The 25,276-nt window shown below is 32.9% G+C and carries 21 protein-coding genes; 6 read left to right on the top strand and 15 right to left on the bottom strand.

Going from position 1 to position 25,276, the window contains the following annotated elements; all coding sequences use genetic code 11:
• Positions 1–153: 153 nt before the first annotated feature.
• The 5 genes from FLV_RS09405 to FLV_RS09385 form a co-directional block, all read right to left on the bottom strand.
• Positions 154–1,443 (bottom strand): YaiO family outer membrane beta-barrel protein, encoded by a 1,290-nt coding sequence (locus FLV_RS09405; RefSeq protein WP_243233201.1) that lies wholly within the window; start codon positions 1,441–1,443, stop codon positions 154–156.
• Positions 1,443–3,809 (bottom strand): alkaline phosphatase family protein, encoded by a 2,367-nt coding sequence (locus FLV_RS09400; RefSeq protein WP_243233199.1) that lies wholly within the window; start codon positions 3,807–3,809, stop codon positions 1,443–1,445. The genes FLV_RS09405 and FLV_RS09400 overlap by 1 nt, the downstream gene beginning before the upstream one ends.
• Positions 3,810–4,194: 385 nt before the next feature.
• Positions 4,195–4,959: a TIGR02757 family protein gene (locus FLV_RS09395; RefSeq protein WP_243233196.1), complete on the bottom strand. Its 765-nt coding sequence runs from the start codon at positions 4,957–4,959 to the stop codon at positions 4,195–4,197.
• Positions 4,952–6,652, bottom strand: coding sequence for an LIC_10190 family membrane protein (locus tag FLV_RS09390; RefSeq protein ID WP_243233194.1), 1,701 nt, complete (start codon positions 6,650–6,652; stop codon positions 4,952–4,954). Before FLV_RS09390 ends, FLV_RS09395 begins: the two co-directional genes overlap by 8 nt.
• 2 nt (positions 6,653–6,654) lie before the next feature.
• Entirely contained in the window at positions 6,655–7,320 is a 666-nt protein-coding gene (locus FLV_RS09385) for an ABC transporter ATP-binding protein (protein ID WP_243233192.1), read from the bottom strand.
• A gap of 163 nt (positions 7,321–7,483) precedes the next feature.
• Between FLV_RS09385 and FLV_RS09380 the strand changes: the two genes are divergently transcribed.
• Positions 7,484–7,780, top strand: a complete 297-nt coding sequence (locus FLV_RS09380) for a hypothetical protein (RefSeq protein WP_243233190.1) — start codon at positions 7,484–7,486, stop codon at positions 7,778–7,780.
• A 5-nt stretch (positions 7,781–7,785) separates the two neighbouring features.
• Here FLV_RS09380 and FLV_RS09375 read toward each other — a convergent pair whose 3' ends face one another.
• The 8 genes from FLV_RS09375 to FLV_RS09340 form a co-directional block, all read right to left on the bottom strand.
• The gene (locus tag FLV_RS09375; RefSeq protein WP_243233188.1) at positions 7,786–8,508 is read right to left on the bottom strand and encodes a trypsin-like serine protease; all 723 of its coding nucleotides are present in this window, start codon (positions 8,506–8,508) and stop codon (positions 7,786–7,788) included.
• Positions 8,509–8,608: 100 nt separating this feature from the next.
• Positions 8,609–11,395 (bottom strand): T9SS type A sorting domain-containing protein, encoded by a 2,787-nt coding sequence (locus FLV_RS09370; protein ID WP_243233186.1) that lies wholly within the window; start codon positions 11,393–11,395, stop codon positions 8,609–8,611.
• Between the two features lie 328 nt (positions 11,396–11,723).
• Positions 11,724–12,026: a DUF6787 family protein gene (locus FLV_RS09365; RefSeq protein ID WP_243233184.1), complete on the bottom strand. Its 303-nt coding sequence runs from the start codon at positions 12,024–12,026 to the stop codon at positions 11,724–11,726.
• Between the two features lie 32 nt (positions 12,027–12,058).
• The gene (locus tag FLV_RS09360) at positions 12,059–12,496 is read right to left on the bottom strand and encodes a DUF6146 family protein (protein ID WP_243233181.1); all 438 of its coding nucleotides are present in this window, start codon (positions 12,494–12,496) and stop codon (positions 12,059–12,061) included.
• Positions 12,497–12,711: 215 nt separating this feature from the next.
• A complete protein-coding gene (locus FLV_RS09355; protein WP_243233179.1) occupies positions 12,712–13,269 on the bottom strand; it encodes a DUF937 domain-containing protein in 558 nt (185 codons plus the stop codon).
• Positions 13,270–13,373: 104 nt separating this feature from the next.
• The gene (locus FLV_RS09350; RefSeq protein WP_243233177.1) at positions 13,374–14,324 is read right to left on the bottom strand and encodes a D-2-hydroxyacid dehydrogenase; all 951 of its coding nucleotides are present in this window, start codon (positions 14,322–14,324) and stop codon (positions 13,374–13,376) included.
• Positions 14,325–14,447: 123 nt separating this feature from the next.
• Positions 14,448–15,518, bottom strand: coding sequence for a 3-phosphoserine/phosphohydroxythreonine transaminase (gene serC, locus FLV_RS09345; protein ID WP_243233175.1), 1,071 nt, complete (start codon positions 15,516–15,518; stop codon positions 14,448–14,450).
• Positions 15,519–15,612: 94 nt separating this feature from the next.
• Complete coding sequence (locus FLV_RS09340) at positions 15,613–16,683, bottom strand: acyl-CoA reductase (RefSeq protein ID WP_243233173.1); 1,071 nt, start codon at positions 16,681–16,683, stop codon at positions 15,613–15,615.
• 127 nt (positions 16,684–16,810) lie between these two features.
• Between FLV_RS09340 and FLV_RS09335 the strand changes: the two genes are divergently transcribed.
• The 5 genes from FLV_RS09335 to FLV_RS09315 all read left to right on the top strand — a co-directional run bounded on the left by FLV_RS09335 (position 16,811) and on the right by FLV_RS09315 (position 21,836).
• Positions 16,811–17,161 carry a 4Fe-4S dicluster domain-containing protein gene (locus FLV_RS09335; protein ID WP_089051220.1) on the top strand — a complete coding sequence of 117 codons (351 nt, stop codon included), beginning with the start codon at positions 16,811–16,813 and terminating at the stop codon, positions 17,159–17,161.
• 148 nt (positions 17,162–17,309) lie between these two features.
• Complete coding sequence (locus tag FLV_RS09330) at positions 17,310–18,473, top strand: hypothetical protein (protein ID WP_243233172.1); 1,164 nt, start codon at positions 17,310–17,312, stop codon at positions 18,471–18,473.
• Positions 18,474–18,718: 245 nt separating this feature from the next.
• A complete protein-coding gene (gene ychF, locus FLV_RS09325) occupies positions 18,719–19,813 on the top strand; it encodes a redox-regulated ATPase YchF (protein ID WP_243233170.1) in 1,095 nt (364 codons plus the stop codon).
• A gap of 335 nt (positions 19,814–20,148) precedes the next feature.
• Complete coding sequence (locus FLV_RS09320; RefSeq protein ID WP_243233167.1) at positions 20,149–20,826, top strand: TIGR02117 family protein; 678 nt, start codon at positions 20,149–20,151, stop codon at positions 20,824–20,826.
• Between the two features lie 95 nt (positions 20,827–20,921).
• On the top strand, positions 20,922–21,836 hold the full coding sequence (locus tag FLV_RS09315; RefSeq protein ID WP_243233165.1) for a YihY/virulence factor BrkB family protein: 915 nt from the start codon (positions 20,922–20,924) through the stop codon (positions 21,834–21,836).
• 41 nt (positions 21,837–21,877) lie between these two features.
• Here FLV_RS09315 and FLV_RS09310 read toward each other — a convergent pair whose 3' ends face one another.
• The gene (locus FLV_RS09310; RefSeq protein WP_243233163.1) at positions 21,878–23,689 is read right to left on the bottom strand and encodes a cytochrome-c peroxidase; all 1,812 of its coding nucleotides are present in this window, start codon (positions 23,687–23,689) and stop codon (positions 21,878–21,880) included.
• Positions 23,690–23,763: 74 nt separating this feature from the next.
• Positions 23,764–25,239 carry a hypothetical protein gene (locus FLV_RS09305; RefSeq protein WP_243233161.1) on the bottom strand — a complete coding sequence of 492 codons (1,476 nt, stop codon included), beginning with the start codon at positions 25,237–25,239 and terminating at the stop codon, positions 23,764–23,766.
• Between the last annotated feature and the right edge of the window lie 37 nt (positions 25,240–25,276).

Below are 25,276 nucleotides of genomic sequence, written 5' to 3'. Positions count from 1 at the left end.
GAATAGTACGTTGTTTAATTTGCATTTTTTTAGAATTGATATTGAAACTTCAAATTGACTTTGGTTTCATTTTTTCTTTTTTTCTATCGCAAAATCCCGACTTAAAAAAGGTTTGAAATACAGATTGATTCTCTTTTATTTTTTTTAAACCTGTTACCTAAAGCGGATTTCCCAGGACAATGCAAGTGTCGAAATCCAGAAATAATTGCCCTGGTCAAAAGGAATTTCCTGATGTATGATTCCGAGTTGTGCGCCCCAGGCATTTTGTTTATTATGGGTCGAAAAGAAATAGGCAATATTCAGTTTTTGCGATTGCAGATTTACAATTCGGTCATCATTTGTAAAAAAATAATTCTGATTAAGTTCCGGTGAAATTCCAGCTCCAAAATTGATACCGAAATAATTATCAGCATCGCTTCTGTATTTTCGGTACGTTAAAGTAGCTGAAGAACTTAGACCATTGTCTCCCGGAGTAAAATAAGGTCGCAGCGACCAGTAATTGTTTCCATTGTACCAGGTTACAGAGCCGGTGTAGATCATCGTGGTTGTATCATATTGCAAACCTCTAAGTCCTAGCGAAACTTCAAAACTTCTGGGCAGCGATTTAAAAATTTCGGCACCATATCTGTAATCAGGGAACAAAGAAGAACCTGACACACCAAAGTTCAAATAAGCGTATGTTCCTTTGGCAATTTTGGGGTATAGATCAACCTCATATTGGGTTCCGTACTCACCAAGTCTTCTATCGATATTTACCCTTCCAATAATACTTCCGTACTTGGTTTGGCGTGCATATTTTACGGCATTGTAAAACATAGCATCAAAGACATCAGAGTAGATGTTAACTTCTGAAGTGACACCAATCGTATTGTTTCGTACTGTTTTTATTAAATCCGGGTCAGATTTTCTGGTTGTCGAATCATTAAGTATCTCGCTGGATATTGTTTGTACTGCACCCGCAGTAGCAGTTGGGATCATAGTACTTTCCTGTGCGCTTTTTTGTAGGTCTGCTATTTCAGTATCATTTGGGAATTTTTTCAATGCTTTTTTGCATAATTTCAAAGCAAGAAAAGGATAGTTTCCCCACATTTCATTTTTAATGGCTGCGATCCATGTAGTTTTTCTGTGTGTATCTTTTGCTAAAATCTTTTGAAATTCAGTTCTTGCTTTTTTATGATTTCCATCCCAGGCATAAGTCGAAGCCAAAAATTCGCGGACATCATGATACTCCGGATATTTAGTCAGGATGTGTAATAAAGTATCTTGTGCCTGATTTCTGTTTTTGTTGAAAGCCAGGTCACGAGCCGTTTTAAACGAAACGTCGGGGTCACCGCTATACACTTTTCCCTGTCCGGTCATTTGAAACGAAACCGAAAATAAAGTTATAATGAGAAAAATATAGGTTTTTTGAAAATTTGTATATTCCTTTTTATGAGTGCCCATTACTTATTTTGTTTTGAAGTGTTCATTGTTTTTTGAGATCTATCCATCTTTATTCTGATTTCAGGATTTTTTATATTGTTTGAAAGTGCTAATTCACCTGTTTTTATAGCTTTTTTATTCTGGTCGGACCACCAATATACATCCATAAGGGCTAAATAAGCATCATCATAAGAAGGCATTCTTTTGATGACAATCATTAATTCATTTTCTGATTTTTTATACTCGCCGTCCCAACCCAGTATCCTGCCTTTTAGGGTTCGTGCATCAGAATAATTGGGTAATTCATTTAATATAAAATCGCAAAGCAGAAGCGCTGTTTTGTGCTTTTTGTTGAAAGCTAACTCTCTGGCTGCCAAAAATATTTGTTCAGGATTTAATCCTTTGGTTAATTTGTTAATTGTGATTTGTTCCTCTTTAGTAAACTGAACTCCTTGTTCTTTATTTAAATTTAATGATTTTGGAATGATTTTGTTTTTCTGCGTTAAATAGGCATTCAGTTGTTTAAAGGCATTAAATTTAGTGGTAATAGTATCTAAAATACTTTCGTCACTAATTTTTTCGGTATCAAAATTGTCTTTTATTTTATACAATTCACCACCGGAATACAAATAATTTTTATACACATAATCATCAATTGTTCCTTTATTCCGTGTCAAAGGGATGCCTTGCGTATTTCTGAATTCTTTTTCGGTATCAAGTCCTTTTCCCATCCAGGCAGTTTGATCCAGTCGGTTGAATTTATAATTGTTAAACAAAAAGGAAACCAAACTGGGTGTCACATCCCAGTGGGAAGAAACTGATTTAAACGATTCGGTTTTTTTTAGCATTGGACTAAAAATGTATAAAGGGACATGAAAACGGCATAATTTGTCTTTTTGTTCGATAGGAATCAAACGGTGGTCGCCCGTAATTATGAAGATGGTATTTTTATAATCGGGTCTTTTTGCATAAGCTTCCATATAGTTTTTAATTGAATTATCAGCATAATTCAAACAGGCAAAGATATTTTTGTAAGAGCTAATGGTTTCTTTTTTAGATTTAAGGTTTGGATGGGTATTTATAATGTCCTCAACTTTTTTCAAATACAGGTCTTTTGATGGGAAATCAAAAGGTTCATGATTGGTAAGGGTTTGTATGATATCTAATCTTGGAAGTTTAATTTTGTTTGTTTCTGCAAGTGCTTTCCTGAAAATTTCAGCATCAGGATATCCCCAGGAAAACCCTCCTGAATTGGCTTTTGTCTGAATATATTCAGGACCATAATTGTTTTTATCTATTATATTATCAATATTGTTTTGATCTAAAAAATTGATTTTTCTATCAAAATTTGCATTATCACCAGAATAAAAAGATGTGGTATATTCATTAGCTTTTAAAATATTTATCAAAGAAAGATGTCTTGGATAGGGATTCAATTCCAAAAAACCTTTTTCTCCATAGGTTAGTGATCCTAATAATGAGGAGAGTACGGCAAAAGTTCTTCCTCCGTTGCTTAAAAAATTTTCCCAATACAATGATTTTGGAATCATCGAATCTAAGTAAGGTGTAAATCCAGCGTATTCGTTGTTACCAATAAATTCGGCTCCCAAGCCTTCTACAACAATAATGACAATATTTGGTTTTTCATTGTTAATATTAAAATACGGTCCCAAAACATCAGGAGTTTCTTTAAAAGGTTTTAACATCGGATATTCTGATTTGAATTTGATGTTTTGAATAGTACGGGCTATTTTTTTATCTCTTTCAAACCGAATAATGTCTTTGGTTAAAAACGCCAGTTTATTTTCGTATTTTGAGTCAGATACGTCAGAAAGAAATAGTTTTAAACCGCCTGAGATAATAATTAGTACAAATGTGGTTATTAAAAATATTTGCTTTTTTTTCAATTTCGTTAAGGCAAAATAGATTCCCAAATACAATAAAGGAATTATTATAAATGGCAAAAAGAATACAAATGAAAGCGATTCGGATGCTGTTACAGTTAAGTAAATGTCTGAGAAAGAGTAGCCTAATAAATCTGCTCCCAGGTTGACGAGAGTTGTAGAGCTATATTTTATTAACGCAAACTGAATAATTACAATCAAAGAAAAAACTATTTTGATAAATAATACTCCCAGATGCTTTTTAATATAATTTAAAATGAAATATAAAGGGCTAAATAACAGTCCGATGAAGACTCCAGTAAAAAAATCATTTGATAATTTATACAATAATGTAGTGCCAATGTTTTGGTTTGTTGTGCTATCAGCAACGTTTAATAAAATTTCAAGTAAACTTAACAAACAAAATATAACAATTACTGAAAAAGTTAAATTGATATAGGTATGGCTATTATTTAAAATGTTATTAATTTTTTTTGTCTTCATGTTTAGAACTATAAATTAAATATTTAAGCTTTAGTCATTCCCTTTTTTGTCAGGTGTCTCCATTCTATTTTTTCTATTATACACTATGGGTAAAATTAATAAAAATTATGATTTCAATTGGAAATCAGCACAGAATCTTATAGGTTTCAATACTAATGATTGAATACCTACGAGGTCTCGAAAAAGACCTTGCAGGAATATTAATCAACATTATTAATTTGTAAATAATTTTGTATTGGATTAATCGAACTCAGGTTATAACAATAGAAAACGCAAGAATAATAAATGTAAAAGCATAATTTTATGTTGCTTTTTTGAGTGGGATAAGAATGGTGAAAAATATACTTTTAATTTTAAAGGATTAGTTGTTAATCAATAAGGTGAGTTAAAATCCTTCAAAAACGCCTAAGCCGAACAAGGCAAAGTCATATTTTACAGGATCAGCCGGGTCTAATTCACGTAATTTTAAGTCTAATTCGGCAAGGGCTTTTTCGTCATTTTGTTTTCGCGACAGCAAACCCAATTTGCGGGCGACATTTCCGGAATGTACATCAAGAGGGCAGGATAGGGCAGCGGGAGATATGTTTTTCCAGATGCCTAAATCGACACCCTTTGTGTCCTGACGGCAAAACCATCTAAGCATCATGTTGATGCGTTTTGCGGCAGAGCCATTCATTGGGTCTGAAATATGTTTTTGAGTTCTTGGTAAATGATCAATTTCAAAAAATATTTTTTTGAATTCATGAATGCTTTTCTGCATACTGTTATTTTCCTGATATTTTGCAAAAACACTTTCTAATCCATTATGATTTTTATAAATATGCTGTAAACCTTTAACAAAACCCGCAAAATCTTTTCCGTTGAAAGTACGATGTACAAAATTTTCCAGACGTTCTAAATCAGAATCCGAATGCGACATTATAAAATCGTAAGGAGTATTACCCATCAAATTCATCATTTGATGTGAGTTTTTAATAATCATTTTTCGGTTTCCCCATGCAATACTGGCACTTAAAAATCCTGCAATTTCAATATCCTCTTTTAGCGAAAACAAATGTGGAATCTGAACAGGATCACTTTCAATAAAATCAAAATTATTATATTGATTGACTTTTTCGTCAAGAAATTCTTTGAGTTCCGTTTTATTCATTTTTTTGTGTTTTTTTGGCGTAAAATCCGTCTTTTAAATCATTAGTACGCATTTGTGGGATAATTTGAAAGTATTTGTCAAAATAATCAATCTGCTGTTTGTCAACACAAGGTAAATTACCATCTCCGTTTGCCCAGAAAAAATCATTTTTTTTAGGAGAATTATATTTTAAATTTCCTAATTGAATACTTTCAAATGCAGTATTGTTTTTTGTGTTTGGATAAGGAAAAACAATATTTTTAACTGAAAAATTGCTGATTTCCATCATGAATTTATGATTAGAAAACTTATTTAGATCAACAGGAAAAAATAAAACAATTATAGTTGGAATTAATGAAAACAGAAGCAGGATATTAATTATTCTTTTGTTTTGAGTAATACAAATCAGGCAAAATGAAGAAAAAAACAATATGAAATTCATAAAGAATCGATACTGTGGAGATGTTATTATAAACAAGAATAACTGTAGAATCATTACACCGTAAAGTACCCATAAAGCTTTTTTGTTTTGAAACTTCAAGATAAAAAAAGGTACAATAGCAATTAACAAAATAGCAATTTTATTAAATAAGCCATTGAGTTTGGGCAATGTTAACCATCGTAAAAAAAGATCCCAAACAGACATAGAGTTGTATTGTTCTACAGTAACAAAAAAGCCGTAAAATTTTATTTGATCGTAGTAAAAGCCTTGAATGGAGTCTGGAATCGAATAATTCATAGTCATTGAAGTGAAAATTTTAGACGGAAAAATTGGAGATCCACAGATAATCATGTTTTTTATTACAAAGAGAAATAGTACTGTAATGGTTAAAAAAATAGGTTTTAAAAGTTTCCTTGATAAAAGTTGAAAATGTAGTATCAATAAAATGATTGGAAAAATAGAAAAAGTTAAAGTAGTGTTTTTGATGTAAAGTAAAAAAAGAACCAAAACCACAATTAAATTATAGGTTTCGGGTGTTATTTTTTTGAAATTTTCTAAGAAATAAAAAAGTAAAATGAAACTAAAAACATACACCGGAATATCTGGTGATGGTGCACTGATAAATTGAAAAAAGAAAATATTAAACAAAGAAAATAACCCAATAATAAGATAGTTTTTATTCTTGTTTTTATAATATTCGTTTAGTTTCAGAATTGAATAAGCGTTGCCCAAAAGCAGGCAGAAACTACTTAAATCATTGTAGTTTTTATATAAAAATGAAAAATTAAAAACACTTTGGGTAATATGCCAGCCACTCGTTTGTCCATAAAATAAGTGAAGATTTACCAGTCCTTTTACAAAACCATACTCATTAAGCCATTTTATAGTTTGAATGTAATAAGATTCATTGTCGATTACAAACGGGATAGAAGCACTTTGTGCAATAATTAAAAAGGTTGTTATGATTAGAAAAAACTTTAAGTTTTTTTGCAAAAGGTTAAATTCTGAAACAAATTTTTTATAAGTTTCTATGATTTTATTTTTAAATTTTAGAATTATCGTGCCATTTATGGCTAATAAGAACAAATGAAATTCGATATTTATTCTTCCAAAAATGGCCCAGATACTTGCTAATAGTGTAACACAAAACAAGCCTAGTATTGAAGTAATGACGAAATTATTATTTTTAGTACCAATAATTTTATCAAAAACAAATCCTAAGTTTATAGTAGTAAAAAGAATATAAATCCAACTTATAAAAATTAAAACCATCCCTAAGATATAATTTGTCCGTCAGACATTATAAGTTTTCTGTCAGCCATGTTTGCCAGTTCTTCGTTATGGGTTACAATGACAAAAGTTTGGCCAAATTCATCTCGGAGCTGAAAGAATAACTGATGTAAATTTTCGGCAGAATGGGTGTCGAGATTTCCTGAAGGTTCATCGGCAAAAATTACATCAGGTTTATTGATTAAAGCTCTGGCTACGGCAACACGCTGCTGTTCACCACCCGAAAGTTCGTTTGGTTTATGATTAATCCTATGAGATAATCCTAAATAATCCAGCAGTTTTTTGGCTTCGGCTTCGGTTTCTGAAGGTTTTTTTCCGGCAATATAAGCTGGGATACACACATTTTCTAAAGCTGTAAACTCAGGCAAAAGTTGATGAAACTGAAAAATAAAACCTAAATTCAGGTTTCTGAATTTAGATAAGGATTTGTCATTTAGTTTTAAAATATTTTCGCCGTTTATGGTAAGGGAAGTTTCAGAACCTGATTTTTCGGGTTTGTCTAAAGTTCCTAAAATATGCAATAAAGTCGTTTTTCCGGCACCCGAAGCGCCAACAATCGAAACGATTTCGCCTTTTTGAATATGTAAATCAACACCTTTTAAAACCTCAAGCTTATCATAGAATTTATGTATATTTTTTGCGTGTATCATTTGAAACTGTTTTTACAAAGAAACAAAGATTCTACGGATATAAAAATGGTGTAACACAATTTTATGAGACTAGAAATGGGAATTAAGAAACAAATTTTTTTAATGGAATAATTTTTGTTTCTGGATTCTTTATAAATTCGAATGTAATCTAAAATGAATTAAGATGCAGGAAATTAAAACAATGGATGACGATAGAATCAAAAAACTACTTTTAGGTTTACTGTTTGACGGAATTGGAATGATTTCATTCAGTATTCCGTTTTTAGGTGAGTTTTCGGATGTAATTTGGGCGCCAATTGCGGCTTTTATTATGACCAGAATGTATAAGGGCAGAGTAGGAAAAGTCGCCAGTATTTTGACTTTTATAGAAGAAATAATTCCGTTTACGGATATAATTCCTTCATTTACTATTACATGGATTTATACCTATTGTTTTCAAAAGCAAAATAGGGTTGTTTAATAGTATTACAATTTTTCTAAAAATGACAAAAGACTTGTAGCAGAACAAGGAGAAAAGTATTTTTTGTCAGTTTCAGGATCTGTTGTTCCGCCGGATACAATACCTACAAGCATTCCTTTTTCATCTACAACAGGGGCACCGCTTAAGCCTCCAAATTGTTCCGGAACAATAATATCTTTTAGAAGAATACGATTGTCAATGGTTTTATAATATTCAAATTCATATACTCTTTGTTTTCCACTTTCCATTTTTCTTGTCCATCCCACAGCATATAATTTTTCTCCGGCAATTAAAGCAGAAGTTCTTATTTGCAGCGGTTTTATTTTTGAATGATTTTCTTTTATCGAAAAAAGAAGCCAGTCATTTTCATAAGTTGATTTGGCTTCTAAAAGTTCCGATTTGTTTTCATTCAACAGTTTGTCACAAATAACAATTTCTGATTTGTTTTCTAAAGGATATAAAGACCACGATTTTATATAGTTGTCAAACGCTAAGGTTTTCATGTCTTTAGGTTTGATGATTTTTAATAAATGTTTTGCCGTAACGGCGTAGGTTTGGTTATTGAATTGTAATAAAAAACCGCAGCTAAATTTTGGCTGATTTAATTTGGTGTCAAAAAAATCAATTTTATTGACCAAAGTGATTTCCTCAAAAGTTTTATTGGATACTTTTTCCTGACTTGTACATCCAGTTATAATCAGTAAAGCAAAAAAGTGGATAAGTTTCATAATTTTTGAATAGGCATTAAATGGTCATGATTATTTTAAATAAATGGCAACTTTTAAGGGTTGCCATTTATGTCAAAAAAACTATAAAAATAAACTAAACTTAATGAACAATGATCTTTTTGATATGTAATATTTCTTTTGTTTTAGAGTCAGAGAATTTTAAAATAAAAACACCTTTAGATTTTAAACTGATGTTTTCCTGAATTTTTCCTGTAATATTTCTTTTCAGGACTTCTTTGCCCAAAATGTCAAAGATTTTTAGTTCTGCATTGCTTCCGTCATTTTCCATCAAAACAGAGAAAGAGCCGTTATTTGGCACGGGCCAAACACTAAAAGAGGTATTTTCTTTGATTGATTTTTCTACGGATAGCGTAGCACTGTATCCGCTTACAATATTTACTTTTCGTGTCATGCTTGCTCCTTCATTATCTGTAACAGTAAAGTCAAAAGAACATAAACCTGTTGCGGTTGGTGTAAATTCTACGATATCTGAATTAAGAGAAGCATTTCCGTTAACCACATTAGATAATGAGTAATTTACCCCGGTTGTAAAACCCTTAGAAAGGTTTTGAATATTGATGTTGATTTTATTTCCGTCAGGCGAATCATAATGTGGCAGAGACATCCATTGTAAATAAAGGTCTAAGTTGGTGTATCCGTCTAAATCAGTATCGCTATTAGAATCTGAAAAATCTCCTGTTCCTGAATTTACATTTGTTCCATGGATAGTTTCCCACCAGTTTGGTAATCCGTCCTGATCCGTATCCCAATTTGCGTCTCGGGTAATTTCAGGATATGTTTCGTATCCCCCAGCATCAGATTCATGATCGGGGAAACCTTTTTTTCCAGACCTGTTACCTGTTACAGAATAGGTTCCTGCTAAAGTTTCATTAATCATTCTGATATCGTGATTGTCTAATTGAGGTTGTGTGCAGCCTACATCTGAAAGAACAATTTTATATGCATTCTCTGCAGATTGAGTCGTTACATAAGAAGGGAAAAAAGGTGTGGTTACAAATGTTTCATAATTAATTGTAATGCCATTTGATAACCTAGATCGTCTGCCTGATTCTTGGTTTGTTACATCAAAATACCCAGGCATAACATTCCCGTTAAAATAAGCTCTTTGCATACCAGCAAAGTTATTTTCATGATCCATAGTTAAGGCGAATTGGTGTAATTGCATGCCAGGTCCCGGTTTGTAATAATTACCAACAAAGTTTACTTCTTTAGCTCCTCCATCAGTTGTTCTTGAACCCCAGTTGTAAACTACATTATTGGTAATATCTAAATTACCGGCAAAATTATTATTGGGATCCAAACCACCAGCTAAACTCCAATTACGTCCAAAATTGTGAGCGAGTAAATTATGATGAAAACTACCTACTTTTCCGCCAATACTTGCTGCAAAACCATGTTCGCTGGTACCGTTTGGATAATTTGGATGGTTAGCTCTGTTTAAAGACTCAGAAATAAGGGAGCGTTGAAACGTAATATTTGTGGCATTACGAGAGCTAAGTCCTTCATCTGAAGTCCAGCTAATAGAACAATGATCAATGATATTATTGTTTCCCATTAGTCCCATACCTCCTGCATCGCCATTATAAGCATATCCCAATCGTACTCTTACATTTTGAACAATATTGTCACTACTTCCTAAACCTAATGAACTCCCTTTAAGTGTAATACCTTTTCCAGGTGCTGTTTGTCCGGCAATAGTAACATAAGGGTTATTCGAAACCAAACGGGATTGAAGCTGTATTAAACCCGATACATTAAAAACAATTGTTCTTGGACCAATTTCATTAGTAACGGCTTCACGGAGACTTCCAGGACCACTATCATTTAAATTAGTAACCGCTACTACTTTTCCGCCTCTTCCGCCACGGGCAAAACGGCCATATCCTTCAGCGCCGGGAAAAGCCAATTGTGCAGGACGAAAACGCCATAAATTTCCTTTTTCAATCGCATTATTGGCTAATACTTCGTCTACTCTCCAATAATAAGTTGTACCAGTGTATAATCCGTTTACTTGATAAGAAGCATTTGATTTAAGTTGGTTGCCTTTGAATTCAGCTGATGCTGTCGTAGCATTTTCAACCGCTGCTAAATCAGTTCCAAAATAAATATTGTGCGATAGAGCGTTAATGGCAGGAGTCCAGCCTAATAATACACCTCCAGAATTTAATTCGACATGTTCATCGTTATGACCTGGAATTGGATTTGTTGCCTGATTAAAAATATTCGGGGTGTTTAGTTCAATTCCGTTAAGCATTACATTTTTTACATTTTCGGTTCCTGAAGTTTCAGCTGCAAATAAAATAACAACATCTGTTCCTGCAGTTGCCTGAAAGTTTAAATAAACTGATTTTGCATCTGCTGTTTTTAAAGCTCTTACACTTGGGATTACATTATCGAAAATCAAAGTACCATTTACCGAAATATCAATAGGGCTGAATGTATTGGTTGTAGGACTGTCTACTGCATTCAAAAAAGCAAGTAAAGTGTGATTTCCGGTTGCTAAACCGCTAATTTTCAGCTCAAGTTCTCCTCCTTGGTTTGCTGTTCCGTCCTTTACGGTAACTCCATCGCTGACTAATTTTGCAAAATGAGGTGATGATAAGCCAGCTTTGTACCAATTCGTTGCTAATTGAGTTCCATTAGCACCTTTAGTAATCGTAAAAGTTACTCCGTTTTCTGTTTTAGAAGCAGTTGTTCCAGAGCCAATTATCCATGGTATGTAACCAAGTTCGTTTACTTCGGCAGGTTGTCTTCCTGATTGATCAAAATCAATTTTAACTACAGGATTTTGGGCAAAAATCTTTGTTGAAATAGTAAGGCATACAATTGCCATTACAAACGAAATTTTTATTGAATTATTAAGCATTTTAATGCGGTTTGGTGGTTAGTTTTAGTAAAATCTTGTTTTGTAAAGTTTGCTATTTCTAAAAATAAATCTATCCTGTTCTATCCTGTTCTGGTGTAGGATTGTTAATCTACTGGTAGATTTGTTTTGTATATTGTATAGTTATTCTTAAAAATACCTTGTATTGGTAGTGATTGTTGTGAAATGTTGATTTTATAGGCTTGTGTTAAATAATATTGCCGTTCTGTATATAGAAGATATAATGAAAGAAAAATAGTAAAAAAAAAGAAATCTATTTTTTTACAAATATTATCCGCTTAAATGTAATTGTTAAAGAAACAGAAGGAGTTTATTTTTTAAACAAAAATCCTAATCCTAAACTTTTAAGCATTCTCTTTTCGAAATTCCAAAAAAAACGAAATTGTCCAAAAAGAGTCCCTATTGCAACCAGTAGTACCTGATAAATAGGAAAGATGATTATTAATCGAATAAGGGTAAACCATCCGCCAAAATCTTCTTTAGTAATGTTAAGCCATTCGCAAAAAGGTCTGGACAGCCATGCAGATGCCGATCCGGTAATGGCAAAAACAATAAATATGATGACAAATTGAAAATTAGAGGTTACACCCCAGCGCTGCTTTAATCGATTCATTTTTGTTTGGAATGATTACAAATATAGTAACATTATCTGGAAGGTACGTAGCCTGCCAGTTTTTGTTTGTAAGTATTTTGAAAGTAAATCATGTAATTGTAAATAAGATAATTTACTTCGTAACCATATCTGATATGTGACTGATAATCTATAGTCATCTCGTACAAGTTAGGATTGAAGCGCTGTGGCTGTAAAACACGATTATTCCATTCGTTTACATATATCTGATTTTTATTTTCCAGATAGTTTAAAGAATAATAATTTCTGGGTAATGCCTGAGAAGAAAGCCAAAAACTAAATCCGTTGTCTATAATAATAACTTCGTACTCTAAGGAGTCATTGGCAATTCGTACGGTATCATTTACAGTAGTTTTTGTTTTAGACTCTTTTGATGCGAAAGCATTTTTTGAAGCTGTCGAGCACGCAATTACTGTCAATAGAACCATTAATATGTAAATGCATTTTTTCATAGCAAGAAAATTTTAGTCTAAAATTACGAATAATTTTGACAGATGTTTTGCTATTTAACACTTTGTATAAAGAGACATTAATGTTTTAAAAGCCATTACGGTTTTGTTTTTAATAATAAAAAGAAAAGCTGTTTTTACATTGCAAAAACAGCTTTTTATTGAATCTCGGGAATTTAGTATTTAGTATTCTTAAGGGTTTAGAATTTTTAAGTAAATTATTTTCCAAATAATTTACCAAGAAGGCTGCTAAAACCACCTTTACTGGATGCAACAGCTATGGCATCTGCGACATCAACTTTTCCATCAGCATTTTGGTCCAGTCCAAATTGCATTCCGTATTTCGAAATAGTATCCATTATGTTAGAAGCCTGACCACCGTTTCCTGAAATTGAATTAATGATATCCGAAATTTGAAAACTACCATCATTAGGATCTTTTGCTTTGTTTACCAAAGAATTTAAAATCTGCGGAATCATACTTCCGGCAACATTTGAAGAAGTATCACTGTTTAAACCAAATTTTTGCCCAAGATTTCCGGATAATTGTTGTGATAGTTGTTGAACGACAGGGTTTGTGCTGTCTATTAAGCCACCCTGAAATAAACCGGCTAATTGTTCTACGCCGCCTTCTGAAGCAATTTTTTGCAGTCCTGAAAAAATAGAACTGCTCGTTTCGTTCAATACATCTTCATTTTGCTCATTTGGAATAGCATTGTTTTTGACAACGGCATCACCTCCAAATTGCTGTACTAATTGGGTTAATTGGTCTAACATAATAGGTTATAGTTTTTAGATTGAACTCAAATTTAGTAAAAAAACAAAAGGGATTTATTAATCAGTGTTAATAAATCCCTTCAAGATTATTTAGTTATAATAAATTAACTCAATAAAGTAATAATTTGTGATGCTAATTCAGTACCAATTCTGTCCTGAGCTTCTCCTGTAGCAGCTCCAATATGTGGAGTCAATGAAATTTTAGAGTGCATCAAAATTGCCATTTCAGGTTTTGGCTCGTTTTCAAAAACGTCTAATCCTGCAAATGCTACTTTTCCTGAATCTAAAGCTTTTACCAAGGCTACTTCATCAATAACACCTCCGCGTGCACAGTTTACGATTCCAACACCATTTTTCATGATTTCGAATTCTTTCTCTCCAATAATATAACCATCCTGAGCAGGAACGTGTAAGGTAATGAAATCAGATTCTTTTAATAAAGACTCTAAGGACTGAGGAACGATTGTAGTCGTGATAGACTGACCATCAAAAAACTCCACTTTTACATCAACTGAAGGAATAAAACCATCAGCTGCAATAACTTTCATACCTAAACCAAGAGCCATTTTTGCAGTAGCCTGACCAATACGTCCAATACCAACAATTCCTAGTGTTTTTCCTCTTAATTCAGTTCCGTTTGCGTAAGCTTTTTTCAAACCATCAAAGTTTGAATCACCTTCCAAAGGCATATTTCTGTTAGAATCGTGTAAAAAACGAACACCAGAAAGTAAGTGTCCAAATACCAATTCAGCAACTGATTCTGATGAAGAAGCAGGTGTGTTAATTACATGAATTCCTTTGCTTTTAGCATAGTCAACATCAATGTTATCCATACCAACACCACCACGTCCGATGATTTTGATACCGGGACAAGCATCAATAATATCTTTGCGTACTTTGGTAGCACTACGTACCAAAACAACGTCTACATTATTTTCGTTAACAAAATTAGCAACTTGTTCCTGAGCTACTTTTGTAGTGATAACTTCAAATCCACCTTTTTCTAAAGCTAGAATTCCACTTTTAGAAATTCCATCATTGGCTAATACTTTCATTTTTTTTGATATTTAAAGATTGAAAAATTTAATAATTTAAATATTCAATCTGTTTGTTTGAATAAAGAAATAGAATGGTTTGTAGATGCAAATGAATCTTTAAATCATTCAATATTTTAATTTTTAAATCTTTGTTTCCAAAGCTTTCATTACATCTACTAAAACCTGAACACTTTCGATAGGCATAGCGTTGTAAATAGAAGCTCTGTAACCACCTACAGAACGGTGTCCAGGCAATCCTGAAATTCCAGCTTCTTTCCATAATTTATCAAACGTTTCTGTATGATCTGCGTTTGTAAGTAGGAAAGTAACGTTCATGTTAGAACGATCTTCTACAGCTGCAGCTCCTTTGAATAATGGGTTTCTGTCGATTTCATTATAAAGTAGTTCTGCTTTTGCATTGTTTAATTTTTCAACAGCAGCTATACCGCCTTTTTCTTTGATCCATTGTAATGTTAACAAAGAAACATATACAGGGAAAACAGAAGGAGTGTTGTACATACTTTCTGCTTTAATATGTTTGCTGTAATCTAACATACTAGGAATTGTTCTTCCATTTTTACCTAAGATTTCTTCCTTTACTACGACTAAAGTAGCTCCTGCAGGTCCCATATTTTTTTGAGCTCCGGCATAAATTATGTCAAATTTAGAGAAGTCTAATACACGTGAAAAAATATCAGAACTCATATCACATACAACAGGAATGTTTGTTGTTGGGAATTCTTTCATTTGTGTTCCGAAAATGGTGTTGTTGCTTGTGCAGTGAAAATAATCTGCGTCAGCCGGTATTTCATAACCTTTTGGAACATAAGTGTAATTATCGTCTTTTGAAGAACCTACGACAACCGTTTCTCCAAAAAGTTTAGCTTCTTTGATGGCTGCTGTCGCCCATGTTCCGGAATCTAAATATGCTGCTTTTCCGTTTTCTTTCATCAGGTTGTAAGGAGCCATTAAAAATGCTGTACTTGCTCCTCCCTGCAAAAACAAAGCCTGATATCCTTTGCCTGTAAGGCCTAGTAAGTCTAAAGCCAATGCACGGGCTTCATCCATAACTGCAACGAAATCTTTGCTTCGGTGCGAAATTTCAAGAATTGATAATCCTGAATTATTAAAATCTAAAACTGCTTTTGATGCTTTTTCAAAAACTTCCTGAGGTAAAATACTTGGTCCTGCGCTGTAGTTGTGTTTTTTCATGGTATAGTTAAAAGTCCAAATTTTAAAAACGCAAATTTCGGGAATACAAGCCGAAAAAGCATTAAATTATTCGCAATAATTATAATTTTTTATCCTATGTTATTAACAAAAACGATATAGTATCAATGTTGTCTGCGTAATCCCATAATTGCGGAGTCTGTGTTTTGCCAAAAGAAATACTGTTTTTAATCAAATTATTGCTTACAATACATTGAATTTGCTCAGATTCAGCCTCAAGGCGATTTTGTAAATCTTCTAAATTTTCGTAAAACTCATAAAAAACGCTTGAAATAGGAGAAGCATAACTGGAATCTTCTTTTATTGTCAAAAATCCATTATCCAGTAATTTAAAATTGCTCATTAAAAAAACAGCTTTGTTGTAGTCATAATTATTAGCATATTTTTCGTAATGAATCACATCCTGATATTTGAAAATGGCTTCAAAAAAAGTGTCAAATTTATACTCTTTCGGAACAAAAAGTTTAGATACATTTCGACATCCTAAACCAAAATAGCGAAAAATATCCTCACCTAAAGCTTGCAGATCTTCTTTAGATTCTTTACCGTTCAATACTGCAACAGAATTTCTGTTTTTACGGATAATTGAAGGCTTATCTTTAAAATAATATTCAAAATAACGTGCTGTATTGTTGCTTCCTGTGGCGATTACAGTGTCAAAATTCTCTAATTTTCCTTCCACGAAAGTGATTTTATCTTTTAAACTTTCGTCAGTAAAAATTAAATATCTGGCCAAAAATGGCAATAAATGCTGGTCATTAGAAGACGTTTTTATCAAAGCTTTATTTCCGGTAATTAAAACCGATAAAAAATCATGAAAACCTACGAGCGGAATATTTCCGGCTAAAATTAAGGCAACTGTTTTTTCTTTTTTATTGTTTTGAGCAAACTCACCAGAATAGTTGGAAAGCCATTTGTCTATATTTTCTTCAGTAAGAGCATCTGACCACGATTTTATTGCAAAATGCACTTGTTCAGGAGTGTACCATCCGTTGTGTGACTGCGAAAGCTGAATAAGGTTTATAAAATCTTCAAAAAACAAGTCATTACCTAAAACAGATTCATTTTGAGTGTTTTTTTCTTCAGAAAACTGACTCAAAAACCGACCAAGTGCTATAAAAGATTGTTTTTTTTCGTTTTGTAACATAAGTAATTTGTTTATGAAAGGTTTTGATTGTAATTTTGCACAAAAATAAGCTATATTAAGTTATAAGGCAAAGCAGAATAAAATGTTTGTGAGATCTTATAATTTTTAACTCGTAACCAAGAATAAAATGGCAATAATTATAACCGACGAATGCATAAACTGTGGGGCTTGTGAACCAGAGTGCCCAAATACAGCAATTTATGAAGGAGCTGATGATTGGAGATATAAAGACGGAACAAGTCTTTCAGGAAAAGTAATTTTACCAGACGGAACTGAAGTTGACGCAGAAGATGCCCAAACACCAATTTCGGATGAAGTATATTATATTGTACCTGGAAAATGTACAGAGTGTAAAGGGTTTCATGATGAACCTCAATGTGCTGCTGTATGCCCTGTTGATTGTTGTGTGCCAGACGATAATCACGTAGAAGATGAAGAAACCTTGTTAAACAGACAGGCGTTTTTACATGGTGAATAATATTTAAAATTATGATATAGAAAATCCTGAGTGTTGAGCTTAGGATTTTTTTTTGAAAATAATATATAATTTGTTTGTATTGAGCTGGTTTTTAATGCTTTATTTTAGTTAAATTTGACAATATTATTTTATATTTCAATAATAGCCTATGAGAAGACTAATACTTTTATTTATTCTGTTATTTAACGTTTGTATTTTTGCACAAAGTACTGAATATTCTATTATTGTAAGAGATATAGAAACACAGCTGCCTATAGAAAATGCTACGGTGTTTATCATGAAAACCAAGCAGACTTTGATAAGTAATAAAGACGGTAAAGTAACTTTTGAATTGCAAGGAGCTTCAAATGTTCAGGTTTCTGAAACTAATTATGAAAAATTAACGCTTCGTTGGGCAGTTTTAAAAGAAGACCAATTTGTAGTTTATCTTAAAAACAGCCATAATAAATTAGATGAAATTGTTGTTTCGAATGAGAAACCTCAAAAAATCCTTCAAAAAATCGTGTCTAATTCAAGGCAAAAATTAGCTGCTTCATACCGGTTAAAGGTATATGTGCGAGAGTTTTTTATGTTAGACAATAAATACTCTTATTATAATGATGGTCTTGTAAATTTTCAGTTTTCGGTTAGTCAGAAAAAAGCAACTACAACATTATTGGTAGAACAAAACAGATCTTATGGTCTGTTGCAAGCCGATATCAGTGCCGATTTGATGGGGTATAATTTGAATAATATCATGGAGAATTATTCTAATTTAAACTATTTCGATCCGCTTTTAGATTCAAAAACAAAAAAAGAATACAACTTTACAACCAAAGGACATCCTAATAATAAAAATTATTATGTAATGTCTGTAGTGCCGTTGGAAAATGCAAAAACGGCATTAGATACTTATGAAATAGTTTACGACCCTGAAAAAAAGTTAATTGTAGAATTTAGCGTTATTATTGAGCCAAAAAACCTGGCAGAGATAGCAGAAAATGAACAAATAGGTTCTAAAAATGTTACAAGGTCAATTGTAAAAGTTAATTACAGGATTGAGGGTCAGGATTATTATCTGCTGACAGCAAATGAAGAAATAGGATATGATTTGGTTTTAAAAGAAGAAATTAAAAACATTCAGGTTCGTAATAATTTTATAACAACCAGCTTCAACAGACAAAATTTTACTTATAAAGAAAGTGATGTTTTCAAAGAGAAATCACTTTTTAATAAAAAGAATAAAGTACTGACCAAATACTGGGATATTTCCGGATTTACAGCTACTGATGAAGAAAAAGGAATTATTGATTCATTAGAGTTTAAACTTTAATTCTTAAGAATAACGTATTGAAATCCTGAACTTCAAAGTTCAGGATTTTTTATTCCCGGTCAAGACGAAATAGACTCAATTGTCATTTTTTATTCTGGTTATGATAAATTATATTAATCATCATTTTACTTCTTTACGAGTTATTAAATCTTATATTTGCAAAATTTTAAGCCAAAAATTAATTAAAGACAATAAATAGAAGACCTGATTAACTCAGGATCAAATAAAATAAACAGAAACAACAGATGAAAGCAGGAATTGTAGGATTACCAAATGTTGGAAAATCAACATTATTTAATTGTTTATCTAATGCAAAAGCGCAAAGTGCCAACTTTCCGTTTTGTACAATTGAACCTAATATTGGTGTTGTAAACGTTCCGGATCCGAGAATCAATAAATTGGAAGAATTGGTAAAACCAGAGCGTGTACAAATGGCAACTGTAGATATCGTAGATATTGCAGGTTTGGTAAAAGGAGCCAGTAAAGGTGAAGGTCTTGGAAACCAGTTTTTAGGAAACATTAGAGAGTGTAATGCTATTATTCACGTTTTACGTTGTTTTGACAATGATAATATTGTACACGTTGACGGAAATGTAAACCCAATTCGTGACAAAGAAACTATTGATATCGAATTGCAGTTAAAAGACTTAGAAACGATTGAGAAACGTTTAGAAAAAGTAAAACGTGCTGCAAAAACGGGAAACAAAGAAGCTCAGACAGAAGAGGCTTTATTAAACAGAATTAGAGAAGCTTTATTACAGGCGAAATCGGCAAGAACAATTATTCCTCAGTCAAATGATGAAGAAGTTCTTATGGAGGCTTTTCAATTAATTACGGCAAAACCGGTTTTGTATGTTTGTAACGTTGACGAAAGTTCTGCTGTAAATGGTAACAAATACGTAGATCAGGTTCGTGAATTAGTAAAAAACGAAGATGCTGAAGTTATCATTCTTTCAGTAGGAGCAGAGGCTGATATTACTGAATTAGAAAGCTACGAAGAGCGTCAGGTTTTCCTTGAAGATATGGGGTTAACAGAGCCGGGAGCATCCGTTTTAATTCGTGCAGCTTACAAATTATTAAAACAGCAGACTTACTTTACTGCTGGTGTAAAAGAAGTTCGTGCCTGGACCATCAACATTGGGGCAACTGCACCACAGGCAGCTGGTGTTATCCATACCGATTTTGAAAAAGGTTTTATTCGTGCCGAAGTAATTTCATACGAAGATTACGTTCAGTACGGTTCTGAGGCAAAAGCAAAAGAAGCCGGAAAGTTCAAAGTCGAAGGAAAAGAGTATGTTGTAAAGGATGGTGATGTAATGCACTTCCGTTTTAACGTTTAATTTTTTTCTGCAAAATAGAAGAAAGAACAAAGAGAATAGATAACTGCTGGAGAAATTCAGCAGTTTTTTTTATGTCTAAAATTAAACGCATTCAATGTCAGGCTGATCGGAGTCGAAGCCCCGCAAGAAGCTCATAAAGTGCTGTCAATATGTAGGTAGGCTTCGACTCCGCTCAGCCTGACAATCTAAAAAAATTGCGTAAATCCGTGCTTTTGCAATAGCAGATCTGTAAAATTCGAGTACCATTTCGCAAACAAATTAAAAACCAGTAAAACTTTGGCTCAAAAATTGGTTACAGAAAAATCAACCAATAACTAAATCTAAAACCAATCAAAATGCTAAAAAAATCTTTCAAATTTCTGGGCTGGACACTTTTCGGAATTTTCAGTTTTATTGCCTTGTACATTTCATCAGTACTTCTAATCTCAAAAATTACAGTAAATTCGGATATGGTTCAGACAGAAGAACAAAATGCTGTTCCAGTTTACATTCTCTCCAACGGAGTTCATACCGATATTGTGGTTCCCGTTAAAAATGAAGTTAAAGACTGGCGAAGTGAAATTAAGTTCAGTCAGACGCAATCAAAAGATTCCGTGATGAATTATATTGCTTTCGGTTGGGGAGACAAAGGTTTTTATCTGGATACTCCGGAATGGTCAGATTTGAAAGCAAGTACGGCATTAAAAGCTGCATTCGGTGTAAGTTCATCGGCAATGCATACTACATTTTTTAAGCAATTAAAAGAAGGAGATGACTGCAAACGAATCCTGATTTCAAAAGAAAATTATCAAAGCTTAGTTAGTTATATTTCAGACAGCTTCAGTGATTCTCTTCATCCACAATGGATTGAAGGCCACAGTTACGGAAAGAAAGATGCTTTTTACGAAGCAAAAGGAAGTTACAGCCTTTTTTATACCTGTAATACCTGGGCGAATAATGCCTTAAAAGCTGCCAACCAAAAAGCAAGTTTATGGACGGTTTATGATAAAGGGATTTTCTGTCATTATAAATAAAAATACATGGTAAAAATGTAAAATTCGATTAAAAATCAGGAATTAAGAATCTTTGATTATTGCTTAAATTTGAGAGTATCTCAAAAAAGCAGCAAATGAAAACTCGAAATATCTTTTCAAAATTATGGTATTTATTGAAGACTACATTTCTGGAATTTAATGATGATAATGCCATAAAACTAAGTGCCGCCTTATCATATTATACCATTTTTGCATTGCCTCCTTTATTGATTATTATTATCACTATTTGTGGCTTCTTTTTTGGGGAAGAGGCAGTCACAGGTCAGTTGTATGGTCAGATAAATAGTTTGGTAGGAAATAATGCCGCAGTGCAGATTCAGGAGGCAATAAAAAATGTGCAGTTATCAGACAGTAATGTTTTTGTCACTATTTTCGGGGTCGTGATGCTGCTAATAGGGGCTTCGGGAGTTTTTGCCGAAATTCAGAGTTCCATTAACTACATTTGGGGATTACGGGCGAAACCCAACAAAGGTTTAAAAAAGTTCATTCAAAACCGATTGATGTCATTCTCCATGATTGTTTCAGTAGGGTTTTTAATGCTGGTCAGTTTAATGCTCAATGCTACTCTGGATATTTTAAACGCAAGACTAAAATTATATCTGCCGGATAGTACTGTATATCTGTTCTATGTTATCAATATTTTTATTGTTTTTGCGAGTATCACTTTGCTCTTTGCCATTATATTCAGAACATTACCCGACGGTAACATAAAATGGAAAGATGCTTTTATCGGAGCAGGCTCTACAGCCATTTTGTTTATGGTGGGTAAATTTGCAATTGGGGTTTATCTTGGCAGTTCTACAATTGCGAGTGTATATGGTGCTGCCGGATCGGTGATTATAATTTTGGTTTGGGTCTATTATTCGGCTATTATTTTATATTTTGGAGCTGAGTTTACCAAAGTTTATGCAAAAACTTTTGGTGGAAATATTTCTCCAAATGATTATTCGGTAGAAATTAAGAAGGAAATTTTTGAAATTCCTAAATAAAAGACTGGGTGCATTTTTAACACCCAGTATATCCATTATAGTTATTGGTATCTTTTATCAGTCAGGGTTTTCATAAACGCTACTAAAGCTGATTCTTCTTTTTTGGTTAGTTTAAGTTCATCAAAAGGAAGCGTTTGATTATCTACTGCGTAGCCCAGACCTTTTCCACCTCCTTTGTTATAAAAATCGACAACTTCTTCTAATGATGTAAATACACCATTGTGCATATAAGGAGCAGTTTTGGCAACGTTTCGAATGGAAGGTGTTTTAAATGCATTCTTAAGCTGATCCATTTTAAACTGATTGTATTTTCCTAAATCAGGACTTATTTCTTTGGCGGTTTTATCTTTTGGGGTTCCTATTACTTCCTGTTCGGTTTTATTGTAATTTGGAGGTACTGTTCCATTAAATAAAGGTATGAAATGACAGGTAGCGCATTTTGCTTTTCCGGCAAAAAGATTAAATCCGAGTTTTTCCTCTTCGCTAAAATCATTTGATTCACCTCGCATGTATAAATCAAATTTGGAATCAAAATTATTCAACGAACGAATGTAAGAGGCAATTGCATTTTGTAATTGCCACTCTTCGATTTTATTGCTTTTAGGAAAGGCTTTTTCAAATAAAGCCTTGTACTTTTTGTCATTATTGATTAGAGGAATAATCTGTGTGAATGAACCATGCATTTCCTGTTCATTTTGTACGACATCTACGCTTTGTTTTTCCAGATCAATTTGTCTTAAATCCCAAAACAAGGCATTTTGTAAACCCGCATAAGTAAGAGTCGGTGTATTTCTCGGTAAATCGAAACCATCTAAGGAAAGATTTGTTTTAAGTCCGTCAGTAAATGCTTTTTCAGGAATATGGCAGGTTGCGCAGCTTCTCTTTTGATCTTGTGAGATTGAAGTATCGTAAAACAATTGATTGCCTAAAGCAACTTTATCCTCAGAATAAGCATATTCTGTAGAGGGAATAAAAGCATTAACATTGAAAGCGTTTTTTTCAAAAAGAGTAGCAGTATTTGGATTGATTGCACTGTTTTTATTGACATTTGTAATGTTGTTTTGCTTTTGCAATTCAAAAATTGTTTTCGAAATTACATTCAGATATTCTTTAATGAATGTGGCTCTGTCAAAAGTATTAAAGACTTTGTTTTTAGAGCAATATGAAATGCTGTTTGAAATTGTCTTTTTTAATTGTGACTTTAAATCGATGGATTCCTTAGAATTATTTTTGCAGGTTTTTAAAACAATAGTTTCAATCGAAATCAAAGCAGGAGCAACTTCATTTATTGATTCCTGTGCTACAGGTGAATCAAAACCGGTGATTCCTAATGTTAAAATTCGGTAGACCTCAAATCGGGCAGCATCGATAATATGTTTTTCTTGAATAGTTATGGCATCCAAGTGTTGTTTTACCTGTACAATATTAGCGCGCATAATCGCTATTTCTTTAACTAAATCTGTTTTGTTGTTTGTGTCATATTCAGGAAAAATAAGCTCTTCGATAACCTGAAAGCCATTTGGAGGCAAAAACTTATTCTCTTCAACTTCAAGCTCATCTAAAGCGGGACCATTAATAAATCTCGCCGTTTCAGGCACGAAATATTCAATAGCCCATTCTGCTTTTTTATATAAATTTCTGGTTTCTTTAAAACAATCCTGAATTTTTTTAAAATCATTTTCGTTTTCAGCAATCTTTTTGAAAAGGGTTATTTTGTTTTCAAGTTTTTCCAGGTCGATTAGAAGATCCTGCTTTACAGAAGTTTCTGTTTTTTCTTTTGTACAACTGGTAAACAAAATCAAAATAGAGAAGAGAATAGAAAAAAATATTTTTTTGATTAAATCAATTTTCATTGGAGAATACTTTAATAAATAGCAAAAACAACCCAATAGGAAATTGGATTGTTTTTGTTGTAATTGTTGTAAAATTATCTTTGTACGTTACGAATAATCACTGTTTGTCCACCTTCTGTATTTGAGGTTAAACCGCTTCCGTCAGCATTTTTGAAATCATTGTTTACCCAGGTGTGAGGGTGAATATTTACAATGAAAGTATTTGGAACACCAATTACATCTGATATATCTTCCATTGCACCATATTCCCAGCTTCCAAGACGATTGTTATTTGCTGTGTTGTAAAGTGTATTCCAGGCAGCATCAGTACGTTTATGATTCATATTCAGCCAAGGCTTGTTCACTTTCGAAGTAATATTGTATTGCCAGATATAAGAATCATGTTTTGCATCCGGATAATAACTGTCTCCATCTTCCTGAATGTAAACATAGTTTTCAGTTACACAAAGGTTATCCGGATTGATAACACCTGTACCAGGAGTAGAATCACCTTCAACAACTAATTCAAGTTTTCCTTTTAAAGGATCTTTTTCATCCAAAACCAATTTATATACTCTTCCCCACATTGTATATCCTTCTACAGGAGTAGTTCCGTTTGAAGACTGACCCGTAGCGGTAAAATAAACTTCTCTGTTGTTTTTTGCTGATCCTTTTCTGTAATCAATATCTTCAACTCTTGAAAAACGGATTGCTTTTAAGTCATTTACTTTAGTATTGATTTCAGCTCCGGTTATATTTTTGGCATTTGGAATTTCAACAAAAGAGACATCAAAAGAATTTCCAACAGTCATTGTCGTTTCTACCTGAACGTTATCATTTCTTTTTAAAGCGTATAATTTTCCATTATTTAAATCTCCGACAGTAGAAACGTACATAATAACCTGACCCGCACTAGCATGTGAAGCCGCATATGATTGATCTTCTCCCATGATAATAACACTTTTGCCAGGATATGCTTTTTTTGTTAACGGAACAGCGTTTTCCATACTCGCTTTTCCTAAAGCAGGTAAAACCCTGTCTTTTCTACTTTTGTCGTTTGCAGTCCCAAAAGGATCTACACCATGTACCATGCTTTCCTGTCCGCTTTCTCCGGCTGTTAAAAATATTGGTCCAAAACCATGAATATCAGGTGTTGCTAAGGTAGCGGAACAAAGTCTTGTTTGTCCTCCAGCAGCATCCACAATATAATCCCCTTTTACAGGTTTTAAAGTTTTGTCAAAGTACACTCTCGAAACGGATTGTATAATTTCGTGGTTGGTAATCATTACATAACCATCACCATTTTGATTTTTCATAAATCCGGCTCCGTCAGGCTGACCTGCGTAAATGAAAGAAGGACTTTCCGGCAATACATCAGTTGTAGCGATTAAGGTTGAAATTTGTAAATTTTCGAAGCCAGGCTGTGCAAATACAAATGCCGGAACTTTAGATTTTGTAGTAAAATCAATGTTTTTGTTTGTTTTTTCGCCTTCATCGTCATTTTGACAGCTAATTACAGAAAGACCTGTAATTCCAAGTAAGGCAATAGATTTTAAAAAATTAAATTTCATAACTGTTTTTTGTTTTTTTTGAATAAGGCAAAGCTAT

It is taken from the genome of Flavobacterium pectinovorum, assembly GCF_022802975.1.
Lineage (GTDB): Bacteria > Bacteroidota > Bacteroidia > Flavobacteriales > Flavobacteriaceae > Flavobacterium > Flavobacterium pectinovorum_B.
This window is presented reverse-complemented; position numbering and strand designations above follow the sequence as displayed.

Excerpts from the sequence above, each read along its gene's own strand:
- FLV_RS09370 (WP_243233186.1), bottom strand. The coding sequence starts at position 11,395 with ATGCTTAATAATTCAATAAAAATTTCGTTTGTAATGGCAATTGTATGC.
- FLV_RS09405 (WP_243233201.1), bottom strand. The coding sequence starts at position 1,443 with ATGGGCACTCATAAAAAGGAATATACAAATTTTCAAAAAACCTATATT.
- ychF (WP_243233170.1), top strand. The coding sequence starts at position 18,719 with ATGAAAGCAGGAATTGTAGGATTACCAAATGTTGGAAAATCAACATTA.
- FLV_RS09380 (WP_243233190.1), top strand. The coding sequence starts at position 7,484 with ATGCAGGAAATTAAAACAATGGATGACGATAGAATCAAAAAACTACTT.
- FLV_RS09365 (WP_243233184.1), bottom strand. The coding sequence starts at position 12,026 with ATGAATCGATTAAAGCAGCGCTGGGGTGTAACCTCTAATTTTCAATTT.
- FLV_RS09360 (WP_243233181.1), bottom strand. The coding sequence starts at position 12,496 with ATGAAAAAATGCATTTACATATTAATGGTTCTATTGACAGTAATTGCG.
- FLV_RS09375 (WP_243233188.1), bottom strand. The coding sequence starts at position 8,508 with ATGAAACTTATCCACTTTTTTGCTTTACTGATTATAACTGGATGTACA.
- FLV_RS09385 (WP_243233192.1), bottom strand. The coding sequence starts at position 7,320 with ATGATACACGCAAAAAATATACATAAATTCTATGATAAGCTTGAGGTT.
- FLV_RS09335 (WP_089051220.1), top strand. The coding sequence starts at position 16,811 with ATGGCAATAATTATAACCGACGAATGCATAAACTGTGGGGCTTGTGAA.
- FLV_RS09310 (WP_243233163.1), bottom strand. The coding sequence starts at position 23,689 with ATGAAAATTGATTTAATCAAAAAAATATTTTTTTCTATTCTCTTCTCT.
- FLV_RS09395 (WP_243233196.1), bottom strand. The coding sequence starts at position 4,959 with ATGAATAAAACGGAACTCAAAGAATTTCTTGACGAAAAAGTCAATCAA.
- FLV_RS09355 (WP_243233179.1), bottom strand. The coding sequence starts at position 13,269 with ATGTTAGACCAATTAACCCAATTAGTACAGCAATTTGGAGGTGATGCC.
- FLV_RS09330 (WP_243233172.1), top strand. The coding sequence starts at position 17,310 with ATGAGAAGACTAATACTTTTATTTATTCTGTTATTTAACGTTTGTATT.
- FLV_RS09390 (WP_243233194.1), bottom strand. The coding sequence starts at position 6,652 with ATGGTTTTAATTTTTATAAGTTGGATTTATATTCTTTTTACTACTATA.
- FLV_RS09350 (WP_243233177.1), bottom strand. The coding sequence starts at position 14,324 with ATGAAAGTATTAGCCAATGATGGAATTTCTAAAAGTGGAATTCTAGCT.
- FLV_RS09305 (WP_243233161.1), bottom strand. The coding sequence starts at position 25,239 with ATGAAATTTAATTTTTTAAAATCTATTGCCTTACTTGGAATTACAGGT.
- serC (WP_243233175.1), bottom strand. The coding sequence starts at position 15,518 with ATGAAAAAACACAACTACAGCGCAGGACCAAGTATTTTACCTCAGGAA.
- FLV_RS09320 (WP_243233167.1), top strand. The coding sequence starts at position 20,149 with ATGCTAAAAAAATCTTTCAAATTTCTGGGCTGGACACTTTTCGGAATT.
- FLV_RS09340 (WP_243233173.1), bottom strand. The coding sequence starts at position 16,683 with ATGTTACAAAACGAAAAAAAACAATCTTTTATAGCACTTGGTCGGTTT.
- FLV_RS09400 (WP_243233199.1), bottom strand. The coding sequence starts at position 3,809 with ATGAAGACAAAAAAAATTAATAACATTTTAAATAATAGCCATACCTAT.
- FLV_RS09315 (WP_243233165.1), top strand. The coding sequence starts at position 20,922 with ATGAAAACTCGAAATATCTTTTCAAAATTATGGTATTTATTGAAGACT.